The organism is Achromobacter sp. GQ309, assembly GCF_059759315.1.
In genome coordinates, this window is record NZ_JCAXDP010000004.1 from 489895 (window position 1) to 508474 (window position 18580).

Below are 18580 nucleotides of genomic sequence, written 5' to 3' on the forward strand. Positions count from 1 at the left end.
CCTTATGCTTGATTCTCATCTTGGCGGGTCGCAGTCGAACCCCCAAGGCGCCGCGTGGCATGTGGGCAATTATCTGACGTCGATGGACCGCGCCTTGCTGCTGTTCGATTTCGACGCAGCCGGCTCCTTGTTGAACGGCAATACCAATTTCCTGGCCGCGGTGGGTTACACCCGCGAAGAGGCGCTGACGCTGCGCCACGAGCTGCTGTGCGACAGCATGGACGAAGGCAAGGGTACGCGCAGCGGCGAACAGGTTTGGGACCGGCTGCGCCGCGGCCAGCACTTTTCGGGCACCTGCCGCTACCGCAAGAAGGATGGCAGCTCGCTGTGGATCGAGGCGACCTACCTGCCGCTGCTGAACGACGCGGGCGAGGTGGGCCGCGTGACGGTGATTTCGCGCAAGTCGATCGCGGACGCGGAGCGCCAGGAAGAAATCCGCCTGCTGATGCTGGGCATCAACGAAACGGGCAACGCGGTGGCGGTGTCGGGTTCCGATGGCCGCATCGTCTACGTGAACGACGGCTTTCAGCGGATGCTCGGCTTTTCCCGTAGCGATGCGCTGGACCAGGATCTGGGCGAACTGCTCTCCGGCGGCCGCGCGGACGGCGGCACGCGCGAGGAACTGCACCGCCGCGTGGCCTGTCGCGAGGGTTACCACAAGGACGTGCTGGTCTATGACCGTGGCGGCAAGCCGCTGTGGGTGTCGGTGATGGCCAACTCGGTGTTCGACGAGCGCGGGACGCTGGTCAATATCGTGGACGTGCTGACGGACATTACGCCGACGAAGGTGCACGAGGTGCTGCAGCGCCGGGTGCTGCAGGCGATGGTGAACGAGGCCTCGGTGGTCGAGGTCATGAACATGGTGTGCCGCGAGGTGGAGCGCCTGGCGCCGGAAGTGGCGGCGTCGGTGGTTCGCGTGGACGATGCGGGCCTGTTGCGCCCGCTGGCGGCGCCGAGCCTGCCGCAGGGCTATTCGGACGCGCTGGAAGGCGTGCCGATCGGCCCGCAGGTGGGCGCCTGCGGCACGGCGGCGTTTCTGGGGCGCCCGGTGATCGTGCCGGACATTGCAACAGACCCGCTGTGGGACGATTACCGCCATCTGCCGCTGCCGGAAGAATACAAGGCGTGCTGGTCGTCGCCGATCAAGTCGAGCGATGGCCGGGTGATCGGGACGTTCGGTTTCTATTTCCGCGAGCGCCGGCTGCCTGATGATTTCCATCACCGCCTGGTGGACGTGTGCGTGTACCTGTGCGCGCTGGCGCTGGAACGCGAGGAAGCGCGCGCCCGCATCCGGCAATTGGCGTTCTATGACGAGCTGACGGGTCTGCCGAACCGCAATCTGCTGCTGGCGCAGGCAGAGCAGGCGATTGCGCGGGCGGAGCCGGAGCGTAAGCGGGTGGCGGTGCTGTTCCTGGATCTGGACCGCTTCAAGCAGGTGAACGATACGCTGGGTCATCCGATCGGAGACGCGCTGCTGCGGGATGTGGCGCAGCGTCTGCGCCGGTTGGCGCGGGCGACGGATATCGTGGGCCGGCTTTCCGGCGACGAGTTCGTGATGCTGATGCCGGAGTTCGAACATGGCCGTCTGACTGCGGCGGCGGAACATATCCTGGTGGCGCTGGCGCAGCCGTTCTCGGTGGGCGGCATCACGCTGAACCCGTCGGTGAGCATCGGCATCAGCGTGTTCCCGGAGAACGGCCGGGACATGGATACGCTGCTGCGCCATGCGGACATGGCGATGTACCAGGCGAAGACGGCGGGGCGCAATCGCATTTCGTTCTTCAGCGCGGAGATGAATCGTCAGGCGCAGGAACGGTTGGCGCTGGAAGCGGCGCTGCGGGATGCGTTGGAAGCGAAGGCGTTGCGTTTGCACTATCAGCCGCAGGTTGGCTTGAAGAACGGCAGCCTGTACGGGGTGGAGGCGCTTGCACGTTGGCGCCATCCGACGCTGGGGGATATTTCGCCGGCGCGGTTTGTGCCGCTGGCGGAAGAGTGCGGTCTGATCGGAGATCTGGGCGACTGGGCGTTGCGCGAGGCTTGCTCGCAATTGGCGATCTGGCGCAATAACGGTCTGCGAGTGCCTTCGGTGTCGGTGAACCTGTCGGCGACGAATTTCCACAATCTGAACCTGCCGCGGATGATTGCGGCGACGTTGGCTGAGTTCGGGTTGGCGCCTGCGGATTTGATGCTGGAGATTACCGAGGGCGTGGTTCTGGATGCCACGGCCGGGACGTTGCGCACGATTGCTGAACTGCATCGGTTGGGCGTACGGCTGTCGATGGATGACTTCGGGACTGGATATTCCAGCCTGGGGCATTTGCGGCGCCTGATCGTGGATGAGCTGAAGCTGGATCGCAGTTTCGTGCAGGGGCTGGAGAGCGATGATGCGGCTCGGGCGTTGACTAGCGCTGTGATTCGGATCGGGGAAAGCTTGAGTCTGCCGGTTGTGGCTGAGGGCGTTGAGAACGAAGAGCAGCGGCGGTTTCTGATCGAGCAAGGGTGCGCGGCGGGGCAGGGGTTTCTGTTTTCGCCGCCGTTGCCTGCGGGGGATCTTGAGGAGTGGTTGCGGGCCCGGGGGTGATTGGTTCGCTTCCTTTGCCGGGTTGAGTTCTTGAGGCGTCCGGCGCGGTGGCGTCCCGGGGCGCGCGGGGCCACGATTGCGGTCCGGAGCCTTCGCTCCGGACTCCCCCTTCGTCATCTTCGTCCGCCTTCGGCTCCCTTCAGATTCCCTCGGGCTTATCGACGCCCCGCGCACCCCGGGACGCCACCGCACCGGACTCTGGCAATTCGAGTTTTCAGGCAGCGGGGGCGGTCGGCGTGCTTGGCATTTTTGCGCAGAGCACTTCGGGCCAGAAGCATCTTGCGTTGCCCGTCTCCGTTCGGCCGCGCGGGCGGCCTCCGGAGACTTACGCGGCGTCTTGCGGCGTGGTGATGACGCTTCGCGAGTAGGTAGCGTTTGGGTGTCAGACACCAGTGGACTCGTAAGACTAAATCGGGTGTCAGACACCAAGAAGCACTCCGGCCGCCATTCATCGTCACTTGAACTCACGTGCCCGATGGGCGGCGCGAACCGGTCGGCAGGCTGTGGCGAACCGTCGCCGCGCCGCCCATCACGGCCCTCCCCACGGTGATGCTGGAGCTTTAGAACCCCGCTCCCCGCAAGCGCGGAAGCGTCTACCTCCACGACGACCCACAACGCGTATGCCGATCGTGGCCGCCCGCGCGGCCGCGACTCGGCGGGCCCCGCAAGACTCGTCCCTGACCACGGCTCTAGCAGCGCCCCGAATTATGCACACCGCAGCTCCTCGGTGCGGGCGACAGGGGGCCGAGCGCCGTCGATGCGCCCGAGGGAATCTGAAGGGAGCCGAAGGCGGACGAAGATGACGACGGGGCAGTCCGGAGCGGAGGCTCCGGACCGCAATCGTGGGCGCTCGGCCCCCTGTCGCCCGTGCCGAGGGGCGGGAGAAGAACGCAGCAACCGCCAACCCAGAACCAACGGTCAAAGCGGCCTCAACGACACCCCGTACGCTCCTCTGCACCCACACCTATACCCCGCCTCTACACCCGACCTCCAATCGTCCCCATTTCCCCTCCCCTCCAGCATCACTAAATACTTTCCCTCATTTGCACACCCACCACTTCCGATATATATTTCAAGCCTAAACTATCCAGACCTAAATATCTGCGGCTTCCGCTCCAGCACCACAGAGCGACTGTCGCGTACTTGGAGCGTATACGGCAATGAAGATAGTCTGCATCGGCGGCGGTCCCGCCGGCCTGTATTTCGGTCTGCTGATGAAACTGCAGAACCCCGCCAACGAAGTCACCGTCATCGAACGCAACCGTCCGTATGACACTTTTGGCTGGGGCGTGGTCTTCTCCGACGCCACCATGCAGAATTTGCGTGAGGCCGATCCCGTATCGGCGCAAACCATTGGCGATGCGTTCAACCATTGGGATGACATCGACATCCATTTCAAGGGACGCACCATCCGCAGCAGCGGCCACGGCTTCATCGGCATTGGGCGCAAGAAGCTTCTGAACATCCTGCAGGCGCGTTGCGAAGACGTGGGCGTGAAGCTCGTGTTCGAGAACTTCGTCCAGGACGACCAGGCCATCGCCCGTGAGTACGACGCCGATCTCGTCATTGCCTCGGACGGCATCAACAGCCAGATTCGCACCCGGTACGCCGATACGTTCCATCCCGACATCGACCAGCGCCGCTGCCGCTTCGTGTGGCTGGGCACCAAGAAGGTCTTCGACGCCTTCACCTTTGCCTTCGTGCAGACCGAGCACGGCTGGTTCCAGGCGCATGCTTACCGATACGAGGACGGCATGTCGACGTTTATCGTCGAGACGCCGGAGGAAACCTGGCAGGCTGCGGGCATCGAGCAGATGAGCCAGGAAGAGGGCATCGCCTATTGCGAGAAGTTGTTTGCGCCCTGGCTGGACGGCAATCCGCTGATCAGCAATGCGTCGCACCTGCGTGGTTCGGCGATCTGGATCCGTTTCCCGCGTGTCATCTGCAATACGTGGGTCCACTGGAACAAGCTGGACACCGCCCGTGGCGAGCGCCGCGTGCCGGTCGTGCTGATGGGCGATGCCGCGCACACGGCGCACTTTTCCATCGGGTCGGGCACGAAGCTGGCGCTGGAAGACGCGATCGAGCTGGCGCGTTGCCTGAGCGGCGCGGAAGGCAGCGTCGAGGCCGGGCTGCATCATTACGAGGAAGTGCGCAGCGTCGAGGTGCTGAAGATCCAGAACGCCGCGCGCAACTCCACCGAATGGTTTGAGAACGTCGAGCGCTACGCCGACCTGGAACCCGAGCAGTTCGCGTATTCGTTGCTGACCCGTTCGCAGCGCATTTCGCACGAGAACCTGCGCCTGCGCGATCCGGCCTGGCTGGAAGGCTTTGAGCGCTGGATCGCGGAACGCGCCGGCGCGGCCACGCCCGAGGGCCGGCGTCCGGCGATTCCGATGCTGACGCCTTATCAGGTGCGCGGCGTGCGGCTGAAGAATCGCATCCTGGTGTCGCCGATGGCCATGTATTCGTGCACGGACGGCGTGCCGGGGGATTTCCATCTGGTTCACCTGGGCGCGCGTGCCATGGGTGGCGCCGGCTTGGTGATGGTGGAAATGACCTGCGTGTCGCCCGATGGCCGCATCACGCCGGGGTGCCCGGGGCTGTGGAACGACGAGCAGCAGCAGGCGTTTGCCCGCATCGTTAACTTTGTGCACGGCAACAGCGATGCGCGCATCGGCATGCAGTTGGGTCATGCGGGCCGCAAGGGGTCGACGCAGCTCGGCTGGCAGAAGATCGATCATCCGCTGGCAGAGGGCAATTGGCCGCTGGTGTCGGCGTCGGCCCTGCCGTACATCGAAGGCGTGTCGCAGACGCCGCGCGCCATGACGCGCGCGGATATGGACGAAGTGCGCGACAACTTCGTGGCGGCGGCGCGCCGCGCGGCGGCTGCGGGCTTCGACTGGCTGGAGCTGCACTGCGCGCACGGTTATCTGTTGTCCAGCTTTATTTCGCCGCTGACCAATCGGCGTGAGGATGAATACGGCGGCAGCCTGGAAAACCGGCTGCGCTTCCCGCTGGAGGTGTTCCATGCGGTGCGGGCGGTGTGGCCCGAGGACAAGCCGATGTCGGTGCGGATCTCGGCCAGCGATTGGGTGGAAGGCGGCATCACCGCGGACGATGCGGTCGAGATCGCGCGTCACTTCAAGGCGGCGGGCGCCGACATGATCGATTGCTCGTCCGGTCAGGTCAGCAAGGAAGAAAAGCCGGTGTACGGCCGCATGTTCCAGACGCCGTTTGCCGACCGCGTCCGCAACGAAGCCGGCATCCCGACGATTGCGGTGGGCGCCATCTTCGAGGCGGATCACGCCAACGGCATCATCGCGTCGGGCCGTGCAGACCTCTGCGCGCTGGCACGTCCCCATTTGGCTGACGCCTCCTGGACGCTGCGCGAAGCGGCGCGCGTGGGCTATGTTGATGTGTCGTGGCCGAGCCAGTATTTCGCCGGCAAGCGCCAGCTTGAGACCAACTTCGAACGCGCCGCCGCGATGGCGCAACTGGATATCAAATGAACGCACAATCGCTGCCGCTCGCCGGGCGTCACGCCCTAGTGACGGGGGGCGCGCGCGGCATCGGCCTGGCAGCCGCCCGGGCGCTGCTTCAGCGCGGCGCCCGCGTCACGCTGCTGGGCCGCGATGGCGGCGCGCTGGACGCGGCCGCCGACGACCTGGCCCGATTGGGTCAGGTGCAGGCAGTCAGCGCGGACATTGCCGACGAAGCCTCGGTGCGTGCGGCCTTCGCGCAGGCCGAGTCCGAGTTCGGCCCGGTGCTGATCCTGGTGAACAACGCGGGGCAGGCGGTCAGCCAGCGCTTTGACCGCACGGACGCCGCGCTGTGGAACCAGATGTTGGCCGTCAACCTGACGGGCACCTTCCATTGCATCCAGGCGGCGTTGCCGGGAATGCTGCAGGAAAAGTGGGGCCGCGTGATCAACGTGGCCAGCACCGCAGGGCTGATCGGCTATGGGTATGTAAGCGCCTACTGCGCTGCAAAGCACGGCGTAATAGGGCTGACCCGGTCGCTGGCGCTGGAAACGGCGCAGAAGGGCGTGACGGTCAACGCAGTCTGCCCGGGCTATACCGAGACCGACATCGTGCGCGGCGCCGTCGCCAACATTGTCGAGAAGACCGGCATGACGCCGGAAGCCGCCCGCCTGAAACTGGCGGAGCGCAATCCGCAGGGCCGCCTGGTGCAGCCCGAGGAAGTGGCCGAGACGGTCGCGTGGCTGGCGCTGCCGGCCTCCGCTTCGATCAACGGCCAGGCGATCGCCGTCGACGGCGGCGAAGTGATGACCGGCTGAGGCCGGCGTTCCATCCACCCAGCATTCATGAACGGAGACACCATGAGCACCCAGCCCGAAGAGCACACCATGAAGCATCACAAGCGTCCCATCGCCGGCCACCAGGCGAAGACGTTCCTGTGGCAGGTGTCGGACGACGGCAAGGTCGGCACCATTACGCTGAACCGTCCCGAGCGCAAGAATCCGCTGACGTTTGATTCGTACGCGGAACTGCGCGATTTCTTCCGGTCGCTGGTGTATGCCACCGACATCAAGGTGGTGGTGGTGACGGGCGCGGGCGGCAATTTCTGCTCGGGCGGCGACGTGCACGAGATCATCGGCCCGCTCACGAAGATGAGCATGCCGGAACTGCTGGATTTCACGCGCATGACGGGTGATCTGGTCAAGGCCATGCGCGCTTGCCCGCAACCCATCGTGGCGGCCGTGGACGGCGTGTGCGCGGGCGCGGGGGCGATGGTGGCGCTGGCGTCGGATATGCGCTTGGGCACGCCCGCCGCTCGGACCGCGTTCCTCTTTACCCGCGTGGGGCTGGCGGGGGCCGACATGGGCGCGTGCACGTTGCTGCCGCGCATGATCGGTCAGGGCCGTGCTTCGGAACTGCTGTACACCGGCCGCGCGATGACGGCCGACGAGGGCGCGAGCTGGGGGTTTTTCAATGCGCTGCACGAGTCCGGCAAGCTGCTGGAAGCGGCGCAGACGCTGGCGGCCCAACTGGCCGCAGGTCCGACCTTCGCACACGGCGTGACCAAGAAGCTGCTGCACCAGGAATGGAACATGGGTGTGGACGAAGCCATCGAGGCCGAAGCCGAGGCCCAGGCCATCTGCATGCAGACGCGCGATTTTCATCGCGCCTACGAGGCCTTCGTGGCCAAGCAGAAGCCCGTTTTCGAGGGGAACTGATGATGCGCGACGCGAGCTGGCTGGACTGGCCCTTTTTCGACGACGCGCATCGCAAGCTGGCGCATGACGTGGACGCCTGGTGCGAGCAGTCGCTGGGCGACGTGGACCATCACGACGCAGATGCGGCATGCAAAAAGCTGGTCAAGGCCATGGGCCAGGCCGGCTGGCTGCGCTACGCGGTGGCGGGCGGCCCGGATGGGGCGTGGGGCGGCGCGCTGCCGGAGGTGGACTCGCGCGCGGTGTGCATCCTGCGCGAGACGTTTGCCCGGCATGAAGGATTGGCGGACTTTGCGTTTGCGATGCAGGGCCTGGGCAGCGGCGCGATTTCGCTGATGGGCTCGGATGCGCTGCGCCAGCATTACCTGCCGCGCGTGGCGCGCGGCGAGGCGATTGCGGCCTTTGCGCTGTCGGAGCCCGATGCGGGCTCGGACGTGGCGGCGCTGGCCTGCGAGGCGAAGCTGGATGGCGATCACTATGTGCTGAATGGCGCCAAGACGTGGATTTCGAACGGCGGCATCGCCGACTTCTATGTGGTGTTCGCGCGCACAGGCGAAGCTCCCGGCGCGCGGGGCATCAGCGCGTTCGTGGTGGATGCGGACACGCCGGGGTTCGAGGTGGCCGAGCGCATCGACCTGATCGCGCCGCATCCGCTGGCGACCATTACGTTCGACAACTGCCGCATCCCGGTGACGCACCGGTTGGGCGACGCGGGGCAAGGTTTCAAGCTGGCCATGATGACGCTGGACATCTTCCGCGCGTCGGTGGCGGCGGCGGCGCTGGGGTTTGCGCGCCGGGCGCTGGATGAAGGATTGGCGCGCGCCAAGTCGCGCCGCATGTTCGGCCAGACGCTGGCCGACCTGCAACTGACGCAAGCCGCGTTGGGCGACATGGCAACCGCCATCGACGCCTCGGCGCTGCTGACGTACCGCGCCGCGTGGATGCGCGACGTGCAGAAGCTACGCACCACGCGCGAAGCGGCGATGGCCAAGATGACGGCGACGGAGTCGGCGCAGACGGTGATCGACCGGGCGTTGCAGATGTTCGGCGGCGCTGGCGTGGTGTCGGGGATGCCGGTGGAGAAGCTTTACAGGGAAATCAGAGCGCTGCGTATCTACGAAGGCGCCACGGAAGTGCAGAAGTTGATCATCGCCCGTGAATTGCTGAAGGCATAAAGGGCCATCGAGCGCCTGCTTTTTGCAACGTAAACCGCATCGCACAGCCAAGGGGAATTTTCATGGAAGTATCCGCCCACATCGACACCTTTGCCCGGGACAACCTGCCCCCGGGCGAACAATGGCCTGAGTTCCTGCTGGACGGCCCCGACGTGGCCTATCCAAAGCGTTTCAATTGCGCGGTGGAATTGGTTGACGCGATGGTCGGCCGAGGCCACGGCGATCGCGTGGCGCTGCGCTGGCGCCAGGACGGCAAGCCGGCAACGATGACCTACGGCGAACTGGCCGCGCTGACGAACCGCATCGCGCGCGTGCTGACCGAGGACATGAAGCTGGTACCGGGTAACCGCCTGCTGCTGCGCGGCCCGAACAATCCGATGATGGCGGCCTCGTGGCTGGCGGCGATCAAGGCGGGTCTGGTGACGGTGCCGACGATGCCGCTGCTGCGTTCGAAGGAACTGAAGCAGATCATCGAGAAGGCGCAGATCCAGGCGGTGCTGTGCGACGTGCGCCTGAAGGACGAGGCGCAGTTCTGCGCGCAGCCGGATCACGAGAACCACTGCCCGGGTCTGGCGCAGGTGATGTACTTCAACGATTCGGCGGCCGATGCCCTGGACGCGCTGGCGGCCGGCAAGCCTGACACGTTCGAGGCGTGCGATACGGCGGCGGACGATGTGTGCCTGATCGCGTTCACCAGCGGCACGACGGGCTCGCCGAAGGGCTGCATGCACTTTCATCGCGATGTGCTGGCGATGTGCGACCTTTTCCCGAAGCATGTGATCAAGCCTGGGCCGGATGACATTTTCTGCGGCACGCCGCCGCTGGCGTTCACGTTCGGGCTGGGCGGGTTGTTGTGCTTCCCGCTGCGAGTGGGCGCGAGCACGGTGCTGGCCGAGAAGCTGTCGCCCGAAAGCCTGCTGGAACTGATCCAGGAGTTCCGCGCGACGATCGTGTTTACGGCCCCGACCTTCTACCGCCAGATGGCGGCGCTGGTGGGCAAGTTCGATCTGTCGTCGCTGAAGAAGAGCGTGTCGGCGGGCGAAGCGCTGCCGGATGCGACGCGTCAGCTCTGGAAGGACGCAACGGGGATCGAGATGATCGACGGCATCGGCGGCACGGAGATGATTCACGTGTTCGTGTCGAGCCCGCCGGAGTCGGTGCGCCGCGGTGCGATTGGCCGCGTGGTGCCGGGGTATGTGGCGCAGATCGTTGACGATGAGATGAAGCCGGTGCCGAACGGGACGGTGGGTCGGCTGGCGATCAAGGGGCCGACGGGCTGCCGCTATCTGGCGGACGAGCGCCAGCGCCGGTTCGTGCAAGACGGCTGGAATCTGCCGGGCGATACGTTCGTGCAGGATGACGACGGCTATCTGTTCTACCAGGCGCGCAACGACGACATGATCGTGTCGGCGGGCTACAACATCGCGGGTCCGGAAGTCGAGGACGCTCTGCTGCGCCATGAGGCGGTGGCGGAGTGCGGGGTGGTGGGCGCGATGGACGACGAGCGCGGTCAGGTGGTGAAGGCGTTTGTGGTGCTGAAGCCGGGGTTTGCGCCAAGCGCAGAGCTGGTGACGGCGATGCAGACGTTCGTGAAGGCGAATATTGCCCCCTACAAATATCCGCGCGCGATCGAGTTCGTGGATACGTTGCCGCGGACCGAGACGGGCAAGTTGCAGCGGTTTGCGCTGCGCAAGATGGCATAGGCATCGCAGGCTTCAAGGAAACATCATGGCAGCACCCATTACGACGGCTCCTTTTGTGAGTCAGGTAGAAGTCCGATTCCGCCATTGCGATCCGGCGGGGATCGTGTTCTATCCGCGCTATTTCGAGATGATCAATGATTTCGTCGAGGAGTGGTTCGACAAGGGAATGGGGTTGCCGTTTCATGCGCTGCATGTGGAGCGGCACATCGGTACGCCGATGGCGTCGGTGACGTGCGATTTCAGCGCGCCGAGCCGGTGGCACGAGAAACTGCGGCAGACGCTGTCGGTGCAGCGCATTGGTGGTGCATCGTTCAAGGCGCTGGTGCGGTTTGAAGGGCCGGACGGGCAGTTGCGGCTGTCGGCGACGCTGACGATCGTGACGGTGGATCTGCGGACGATGAAGTCGATGCCGCTGCCTGCGGATCTGCGGGAACGCATGCAGCATTTTCTGGCAACCGCGGCATAAGCGGGCGCCACCCTGTGGTTTGTTTATTTGATCAATAGGATGAGACGTTATGAAGATTCTGCAACCGCCGGATTGGATGGCGCCCCGGGGCTATTCGAATGGTGTGCTGACCGAGATGCAGGTGGGCAGCAAGATCGTGTTTGTGGGCGGACAGGTGGGATGGAACGGGCAGCAGCAGTTCGAGTCCGATGACTTCGCGGACCAGGTGCGTCAGGCGCTGCTGAACATCGTGCAGATTCTTGCCGAGGGTGGGGCGAAGCCTGAGCATATCGTGCGGATGACTTGGTATGTGACGGATAGGAAGGAGTACGTCGCTGCTTATCCGGGCATTGGTAAACACTACCGGGAGTTGATCGGTCGGCATTTTCCGGCGATGACGGCGGTGGAGGTTGCCGCTCTGGTGGAGGATCGCGCGAAGGTTGAAATTGAAGTGACTGCGGTGGTGCCTGCGCAGTAGGGGTTTATTTGGTTTGACGGTGTATCGAAGGTTCGCCGCATTTGCTTCCCGGCCGGCACCGGGGGGCGAGGGCGGCGGGCCTTCGGTGCTTGTGGGGCGGATTTTCTTGTGAGCATGCCGCTGAAGTCAGGTGTCTGACACCCGCATGAGAAAGTCGTCATTGCGCGGCGGTATTCGCCGGGTGTCTGACACCGTGCGCGATGCGTAGGACTGATTCGGGTGTCTGACACCGCGCGCAGTGCGTTGGGCTGTTAGCTCGAGGTCTGACACTGGCCGATGGTGCGTCGGTCGCGGTTTTTAAGACGCCCGGCGCGTCGGCGGTCTGGGGCGCGCGGGGCTACGATTGCGGTCCGGAGCCTTCGCTCCGGACTGCCCCTTCGTCATCTTCGTTGTCGCCTTCGGCGACTGCCTTCAGATTCCCTCGGGCGCATCTACACGCCCCGCGCGCCCCAGACCGCCGCCACGCCGGGCTCGGGAGGTTTCAGCTTGTCGGGCGGCGGGGGGGATTGAGTTCTTGAGGTTCTTGGCTGCGGTTGCTCGGGCATGAAGCGTCTTGCGGTGCCCGCCCCACGTCGGCCGCGCGGGCGGCCTGGTGGGGCCTACGCTGTGTCTTGCGTCCACGGGTCTGCGCTGCGCGCTTGCGGCGCGCGTAGGGCTGATGCCGGTGTCGGACGCCTATCGCAGGCACGTAGGACAGATTCCGGTGTCAGACACCACTACAAGCGCTTAAGGCAGATTCGGGTGTCATACACCGCAATCCGGGATCACCCGCCCGCGCGTCGCGTCTCTTTCGGCAGTTCCCCGAACCGTTCCCGGTAATACTCCGAGAATCTCCCCAGATGCCCAAACCCCACGCTTAGCGCCACCTCCGTGACGCTCGCATCCGGCTGCGTTTTCAGCCGGCTCCTCGCCGCGTCCAGCCGAAACGCGCGTAGCGCATTCATCGGCGTCGTATTCCGGTGTTCCTGAAAAAGCCGGGTCAGCGCGGTGGCACTCGCCCCAGCGTGGCGGGCGATGGTGTTCAGCGTTAGAGGAGCCCCCAGGCGGTCTCGCATGAAGGCCTCGGCGACGCTCAGGCGGCGCGGGACCGTGTTGGGTTGGCCCGCGTGGTTTTGCCAAGTATTGGGCTGGTTGTAGAGCAGGTGCAGGACCAGCGTGTCTTCCAGGTGCTCCAGCCACGCCGCGGGCGGGCGGCGGGCGCCGTCGTCCAAGGTGGGCAGCAAGTGGATCAGGCTGCCCATCATGCTGCGCCAGGCGGCGCCGATGGGGGTGTCCAGGCGCAGGGCGGGGCTGAAATCCAGGGGGCGGGCGGCGGCGTCGCCGAAGGCGCGTTGGCCCATGGCTTCCAGTTTGCCTCTTGGGATCTTTAGCAGCAGTTGTTCGCAGCCGGCTTCCCAGTGCAGCCGAAGGCGGCGGTTGGGGGCGATGACGGCGGCGCAGTCGGGGTCGGCGTTGACGCCTTCGTCGCCGCATTCGATGCGGGCGCGGCCGCGTAGGGGGACCTGCACCAGCATGAAGTCCTGGAGGCGGTCGGGTTCGATGTGGACTTCGGCGCCGTAGCGCAACGTACAGACGGTGAGGGAGCCGAATCGGCCGCGGTTCAGTTCGGCGTCGACGCGGCCGCCTTTCCAGGTGAGGCGGTGGTCCTTGAGGGCTTCGGACACGCGGGCGCGGGTCTCATCCTGTTGCGTGGAGCTGAAGACGCGCCGTTTCAGCAAGGGCGCCAGCTCTAGTCGGGACCAGCCGTGCATGGAAGCCTCCGGGACGGGACCGATCCCGTATCTGCGGGCAGCGTAATGGAATCGCGCTTCATTGGGAATTAAGTGAATCCCGGATAAGCCTGGCGGAATTCGGATAGAGCGCGGGTGGGCGCGGGCCTAATCTTGCCGGGAGGCGCGTGCACGGTGGGCGGGCCTGTTGGAATGGAGGCGCCGCGGCGCGTAAGCTGGGCGACTTGGATCGGCGGCATGCGTGTACCGACGGCAGACGGGTTCTGTCAGCTTTCCGCCAGCGTGGCTGGCGGCGAATACGGGGTGGCACATGAATCGAAATGGATGGAGCCGGCGCGCGCTGGCGGCATTGGTTTGCATGGGCGCTGCGGTGGGCGCGCCGGGTGTGGCGTCGGCGGCCGACAAGGTGAAGGTGGGGCTGCTGACGACGCTGTCGGGGCCGGGCGCGGCGCTGGGCAACGAGATCCGGGACGGCTTCAATCTGGCGCTGCAGCATACAGGCGGCAAGCTGGGCGGGTTGGCGGCGGAAGTGGTGGTGGCCGATGACCAGCAGAAGGCGGATACCGGGCGTCAGGCGGTGGAACGTCTACTTAAGCGTGACCGCGTGAACGTGATGACGGGCATCGTGTTTTCGAATGTGCTGCTGCCTGTGATGCCGGCGATTCTGCAGTCGGACACGATTTATCTCAGCACCAATACGGGCCCGGAAAACTATGCGGGCGCGGGCTGTAATCCGAATTTCTTTGCGGTGGCCTGGCAGAACGAGGACATTCCGGCGGCGATGGGCAAGTACGCGGCCGATCAGGGGTATAAGCGCGTGGCGTTGATCGCGCCGGATTACCCGGGCGGGCGCGAGTCGCTGAACGGCTTCAAGCGTCTGTACAAGGGTGGCGTGGCCGAGGAGATCTACACGCAGCTCGGCCAGCTGGACTATGGCGTGGAGATTACGCAGCTGCGCGCCAGCAAGCCGGACGCGGTGTTTTTCTTTTTGCCGGGCGGCATGGGCGTGAATTTCATCAAGCAGTTCAACGGCGCGGGGCTGTCCAAGGACATCGCGCTGCTGGCGCCGGGATTTTCCGGGGATGAAGACACGATCGCGGCAGTGGGCGCGCCGATCAAGGGCCTGCGCAATACGGCGCAATGGGCGGCCGAACTCGACAACCCGGCCAACCGCAAGTTCGTTGAGGATTTCAAGAAGACCTACAACCGCAGCCCGTCGCTGTATGCGTCGCAGGGGTATGACGCGGCGATGCTGCTGGACAGCGCGGTGCGCCAGACGGGCGGCAAGCTGGATGCCCAGGCGCTGCGTCCGGCGTTGCGGCGTGCGGACTTCAAGTCGGTGCGTGGCGATTTCAAGTTCAACCGCAATCAGTACCCGGTGCAGAACTATTACCTGCGCGTGGTCGAGGCGGACGCCAGCGGCAAGCTGTCGAACAAGCTGTCGGGCACGGTGCTGACGCAATACCAGGATCCCTTCGCCGCCGCGTGCCAGATGAAGTAGGCCGCCGCAGCTTTGCAATACAGGAGATACGCATGACTGAACGCATTACGACGCGCGAGGTGACGATCGCCTCGCACGATGGCAAGTCCTTCGGCGCCTATCTGGCGGTGCCGGCCTCGGGCCGAGGCCCGGGCCTGGTGTTGTGCCAGGAGATTTTCGGCGTCAACGATTTCATGCGGCGCAGCGCGCAACTGCTGGCCGAGGAAGGCTATGTGGTGCTGGTGCCGGATCTGTTCTGGCGTCAGCAGCCGGGCATCCAGCTGACGGACGGGCCGGCGGACATGCCGCGCGCGTTCGAGCTGTACAAGGGCTTTGACGTGGATCTGGGCATCAAGGACATTGCGTCGACGCTGGCGGTGCTGCGCGAGCTGCCCGAACAGGAGGGCGGCGCTGGCGTGCTGGGCTATTGCCTGGGCGGCAAGCTGGCTTATCTGGCGGCGTGCCGCACGGACGCGGATGTGGCGGTGGGATATTACGGCGTGGGCATCGAGGACAGCCTTGAGGAAGCCGGCAATCTGCGTGGCCGCCTGGTGCTGCACATTGCCGAGCAGGACGGGTTCTGTCCGCCCGAGGCTCGCAAGCGCATCCTGGAAGCGCTGGGCGGCAAGCCGGGCGTGGAGCTGTACGTGTATCCCGGCGTGGACCATGCGTTTGCACGCACGGGCGGCGATCACTACGACAAGCCGTCGGCGTTGATGGCGCACCAGCGCAGCATGGCGGCGCTGCAGCGCACGATCGGGCCGGAGTTCGATTATTCGTATCTGTGGGACAAGCACTGCGAATATGAATTCGGCACGCGCGACGTGGCGGCGACGATGGCGACAATGGTGGCCGAGCCTTACGTCAACCACATCCCGACGATGACGGGCGGCGTGGGCTACAAGGAGCTGTCGCGCTTCTATCAGCATCATTTCGTGAACAGCAACCCGCCGGACACGCGGCTGGTGCCGCTGTCGCGCACGGTGGGCGCGACGCAGATCGTGGACGAGCTGCTGTTCTGCTTTACCCACACGACCGAGATCGACTGGATGCTGCCGGGCGTCGCGCCGACGGGCAAGTATGTGGAGATCCCGCTGGTGGCCATCGTGAAGTTCCGCGGCGACAAGCTTTATCACGAGCACATCTATTGGGATCAGGCGAGCGTGCTGGTGCAGGTGGGCCTGCTGGATCCGGCCGGTCTGCCCACCGCGGGCCGCGAGACGGCGGCCAAGCTGCTGGACGAAACCCTGCCTTCCAACACGCTGATGGCGCGCTGGAAGGACAGCGCGAACAAGTAGGGAGACGACATGCCATATACCGACGAACAACTGGCGGGGCTGGTGCGCGGCGACAGCGTGCACCGGGCCCTGTACACCGATCCGGCGATCTTCGACCTTGAGATGCAGCGCATCTACGGCCGCGCGTGGATCTACGTGGGCCACGAAAGCCAGGTGCCCAAGACGGGCGACTATCACACGACGCGCCTGGGCGATCAGGACGTGCTGATGGTGCGCGCGGCCGATGGGCGCGTGCACGTGCTGTACAACCGCTGTCCGCACAAAGGGGCGAAGGTGGTGGCCGACGGCGAAGGCTGTGCGGGCAAGTTTTTCCGTTGTCCGTACCACGCTTGGACGTTCAAGCTGGACGGCAGCCATCTGGGGGTGCCGCTCAAGCAAGGGCTGGAAGGCACGTCGTACGATCCCACGGATCCGTCGTTCTCGATGCGGCGGTTGCCGCGCGTCGAGAGCTACCGCGGCTTCGTGTTCGCGAGCCAATCCGCTGAAGGGCAGCCGCTTGTGGATTTTCTGGGCGGCGTGCGCTCGTCCATCGACAACCTGTGCGACCGTTCGCCGGTGGGCGAGGTGGAAGTCGCGGGCGGCATCTTCCGCGTGATGCAGCGGTCGAACTGGAAGGTGTTCTACGAGAACCTGCACGACACGATGCACGCGCGCGTGACGCATGAATCGTCGTATGCGGCGGCGCGCGACGAGGCCAAGGAAATGGGCGAGATGCCGCTCGAGCTGCACATCATGGACGGCAACGGCGAGCCCTACGAGTTCTGGGAGAAGCTGGAGCTGCGCGCCTACGACAACGGCCACGGCTACATGGAGGGCATCTTCAATCCGGGCGCCGCCGAACGCGATCCGGTGTCGCGCGCGCACTTCGAGTCGCTGACCGGCGCTTATGGCGAGCAGCGCGCTCGCGAGATCCTGGGGATGAACCGCCACAACACCGTGATCTACGGCAGCGGCTCGCCCCACACGGTGTTCCAGCAGTTCCGCGTGATCCGGCCGGTGGCGGTGGATCGCACCTTGATCGAGATCCAGACGTTTCGCTGCAAGGGCGCGCCGGAGGGCGTGTTCAAGCGCGCGATGCTGTACGCCAACGTCATCAATTCGCCGTCGTCCAACGTGATGCCGGACGACATCGAGCTCTACAACCGCTGCCAGGAAGGCAACGCGACGCGGGGCGGCGACTGGGTCAGCATGCACCGCTATCACGGCACGGACCGCGTCGAGCCCGACGGCATGGTGTCCGTGAACGGTACCAGCGAATTGCCCATGCGCAATCAGTTCCGCGCGTGGAAGGCTTACATGGAGGCGGGCGCCGGGACCAGCGCAGACGCCACGGCCAAGGGAGACGGCGCATGCTGCTAGATCTGGATTTCGACGTCGGCACCGCGAATCTTGCGCCGGCCGACGTGCCCGCCGACGCCTACCATCGCATCGCGCAGTTCCTGTACCGCGAGGCGCGGTTGCTGGACGAACGGCGCTATGACGAGTGGCAGGCGCTGTGGACCGAGGACGGCATGTACTGGATGCCGCGCAAGCATGGCCAGGAAAGTCCGTACGACTTCATCTCGATCTTCTGGGAAGACCGCATGCTGCGCGACGTGCGCATCCGGCGCCTGGAGCATCCGCGCAACTGGTCGCAGCAACCGCCAACGCGCAGCGTGCGGCTGGTGGGCGGCGTGCAGGTCGAGGGTGTGGATGCGGCCGGCAACCTGGTGGTGCACTCGGTCTTTCAGATGACCGAATGGCGCAAGCGGCAGCCGCGCCAGCTTGCAGGCCGTTATACGCACAAGCTGGCCGCCGAGGGCGATGGCTGGCGCATCCGCATGAAGCGCGTGGACCTCGTGAACTGCGACGATGCGCACGACGCGTTCGAGGTGTTTGTGTGATGAACGCGGACGTGGCGGTGCTGGCGTTGCACTATCAGAACGATGTGCTGCATCCGGATGGCAAGATCCGCGTCGGGCTGGATGCCGATAGCGGAGCGCGCCAGCGCCTGCTGGACAACGCCGCGGCATTGCTGGAGGGCGCGCGGTCGCACGCGCTGCCCATCGTGCACGTGCGCATCGCGTTTCGTCCTGACTACGCAGACCTGCTGCCCAATTGCGAGATCTTCCGCAACGTGGCCACGATCGGCGCGGTGCCGGAAGGGCAGTGGGGCAGCGCGTTCTACGATGGCCTGCATCCGCTGGCGGGCAGCGCGCGCGAGTTCGTCGTCAAGCACACGCGCATCAGCGCGTTCTACGGCACGCCGCTTGAGGAAACCCTGCGGCTGCTGGGCGCGCGGCGGCTGGTGGTGGCGGGCGTGGCGACGCATTCGGTGGTTGAGGGCACGGTGCGCCATGCCGCGGATATCGGCTTCTCGGTGATGGTGGCCGAAAATGCCTGCGCGTCGGCCGATCCGGCGGTGCACGAGGCGTCGCTGGCCAGCATGCGGCTGATCGCGCAGACGGGCTCGGTGCACGACGCGGTACGCTGGGCCGCCGCGCCAAACTGACA

Annotated in this window: 14 protein-coding genes; 13 read left to right on the forward strand and 1 reads right to left on the reverse strand. The window is 65.4% G+C overall.

Annotated features, from left to right (window positions below; translation table 11 throughout):
* Positions 1–4: 4 nt before the first annotated feature.
* The 8 genes from AC6CIE_RS15470 to AC6CIE_RS15505 all read left to right on the forward strand — a co-directional run bounded on the left by AC6CIE_RS15470 (position 5) and on the right by AC6CIE_RS15505 (position 11579).
* Positions 5–2581 (forward strand): sensor domain-containing protein, encoded by a 2577-nt coding sequence (locus AC6CIE_RS15470; RefSeq protein WP_239216081.1) that lies wholly within the window; start codon positions 5–7, stop codon positions 2579–2581.
* A gap of 1160 nt (positions 2582–3741) precedes the next feature.
* Positions 3742–6093 carry a bifunctional salicylyl-CoA 5-hydroxylase/oxidoreductase gene (locus AC6CIE_RS15475; RefSeq protein ID WP_279975156.1) on the forward strand — a complete coding sequence of 784 codons (2352 nt, stop codon included), beginning with the start codon at positions 3742–3744 and terminating at the stop codon, positions 6091–6093.
* Complete coding sequence (locus AC6CIE_RS15480; protein WP_498092739.1) at positions 6090–6881, forward strand: SDR family NAD(P)-dependent oxidoreductase; 792 nt, start codon at positions 6090–6092, stop codon at positions 6879–6881. Before AC6CIE_RS15475 ends, AC6CIE_RS15480 begins: the two co-directional genes overlap by 4 nt.
* Positions 6882–6923: 42 nt before the next feature.
* Entirely contained in the window at positions 6924–7781 is an 858-nt protein-coding gene (locus AC6CIE_RS15485) for an enoyl-CoA hydratase family protein (RefSeq protein ID WP_175139634.1), read from the forward strand.
* A 2-nt stretch (positions 7782–7783) separates the two neighbouring features.
* Positions 7784–8953 carry an acyl-CoA dehydrogenase family protein gene (locus AC6CIE_RS15490; RefSeq protein WP_175186077.1) on the forward strand — a complete coding sequence of 390 codons (1170 nt, stop codon included), beginning with the start codon at positions 7784–7786 and terminating at the stop codon, positions 8951–8953.
* 62 nt (positions 8954–9015) lie between these two features.
* Positions 9016–10656, forward strand: coding sequence for an AMP-binding protein (locus AC6CIE_RS15495; RefSeq protein ID WP_279975160.1), 1641 nt, complete (start codon positions 9016–9018; stop codon positions 10654–10656).
* Positions 10657–10681: 25 nt separating this feature from the next.
* Complete coding sequence (locus tag AC6CIE_RS15500) at positions 10682–11122, forward strand: acyl-CoA thioesterase (RefSeq protein ID WP_191578240.1); 441 nt, start codon at positions 10682–10684, stop codon at positions 11120–11122.
* Positions 11123–11171: 49 nt separating this feature from the next.
* On the forward strand, positions 11172–11579 hold the full coding sequence (locus AC6CIE_RS15505) for a RidA family protein (protein WP_175125933.1): 408 nt from the start codon (positions 11172–11174) through the stop codon (positions 11577–11579).
* A gap of 764 nt (positions 11580–12343) precedes the next feature.
* Here AC6CIE_RS15505 and AC6CIE_RS15510 read toward each other — a convergent pair.
* Positions 12344–13330 carry an AraC family transcriptional regulator gene (locus AC6CIE_RS15510; RefSeq protein ID WP_498092741.1) on the reverse strand — a complete coding sequence of 329 codons (987 nt, stop codon included), beginning with the start codon at positions 13328–13330 and terminating at the stop codon, positions 12344–12346.
* A 289-nt stretch (positions 13331–13619) separates the two neighbouring features.
* On the opposite strand from AC6CIE_RS15510, the gene AC6CIE_RS15515 reads away from it, so the two are divergent.
* From AC6CIE_RS15515 to AC6CIE_RS15535, 5 genes are read left to right on the forward strand one after another with little or no spacing between them, the layout of a single operon-like run.
* Positions 13620–14810: an ABC transporter substrate-binding protein gene (locus tag AC6CIE_RS15515; protein ID WP_498092743.1), complete on the forward strand. Its 1191-nt coding sequence runs from the start codon at positions 13620–13622 to the stop codon at positions 14808–14810.
* A gap of 32 nt (positions 14811–14842) precedes the next feature.
* The gene (locus tag AC6CIE_RS15520) at positions 14843–16087 is read left to right on the forward strand and encodes a dienelactone hydrolase family protein (protein ID WP_175139630.1); all 1245 of its coding nucleotides are present in this window, start codon (positions 14843–14845) and stop codon (positions 16085–16087) included.
* Positions 16088–16096: 9 nt separating this feature from the next.
* On the forward strand, positions 16097–17446 hold the full coding sequence (locus tag AC6CIE_RS15525; RefSeq protein WP_175139629.1) for an aromatic ring-hydroxylating dioxygenase subunit alpha: 1350 nt from the start codon (positions 16097–16099) through the stop codon (positions 17444–17446).
* Positions 17437–17970, forward strand: a complete 534-nt coding sequence (locus AC6CIE_RS15530; RefSeq protein ID WP_105237233.1) for an aromatic-ring-hydroxylating dioxygenase subunit beta — start codon at positions 17437–17439, stop codon at positions 17968–17970. The genes AC6CIE_RS15525 and AC6CIE_RS15530 overlap by 10 nt, the downstream gene beginning before the upstream one ends.
* Positions 17970–18578 (forward strand): cysteine hydrolase family protein, encoded by a 609-nt coding sequence (locus tag AC6CIE_RS15535; RefSeq protein ID WP_498092745.1) that lies wholly within the window; start codon positions 17970–17972, stop codon positions 18576–18578. Before AC6CIE_RS15530 ends, AC6CIE_RS15535 begins: the two co-directional genes overlap by 1 nt.
* Positions 18579–18580: the final 2 nt, after the last annotated feature.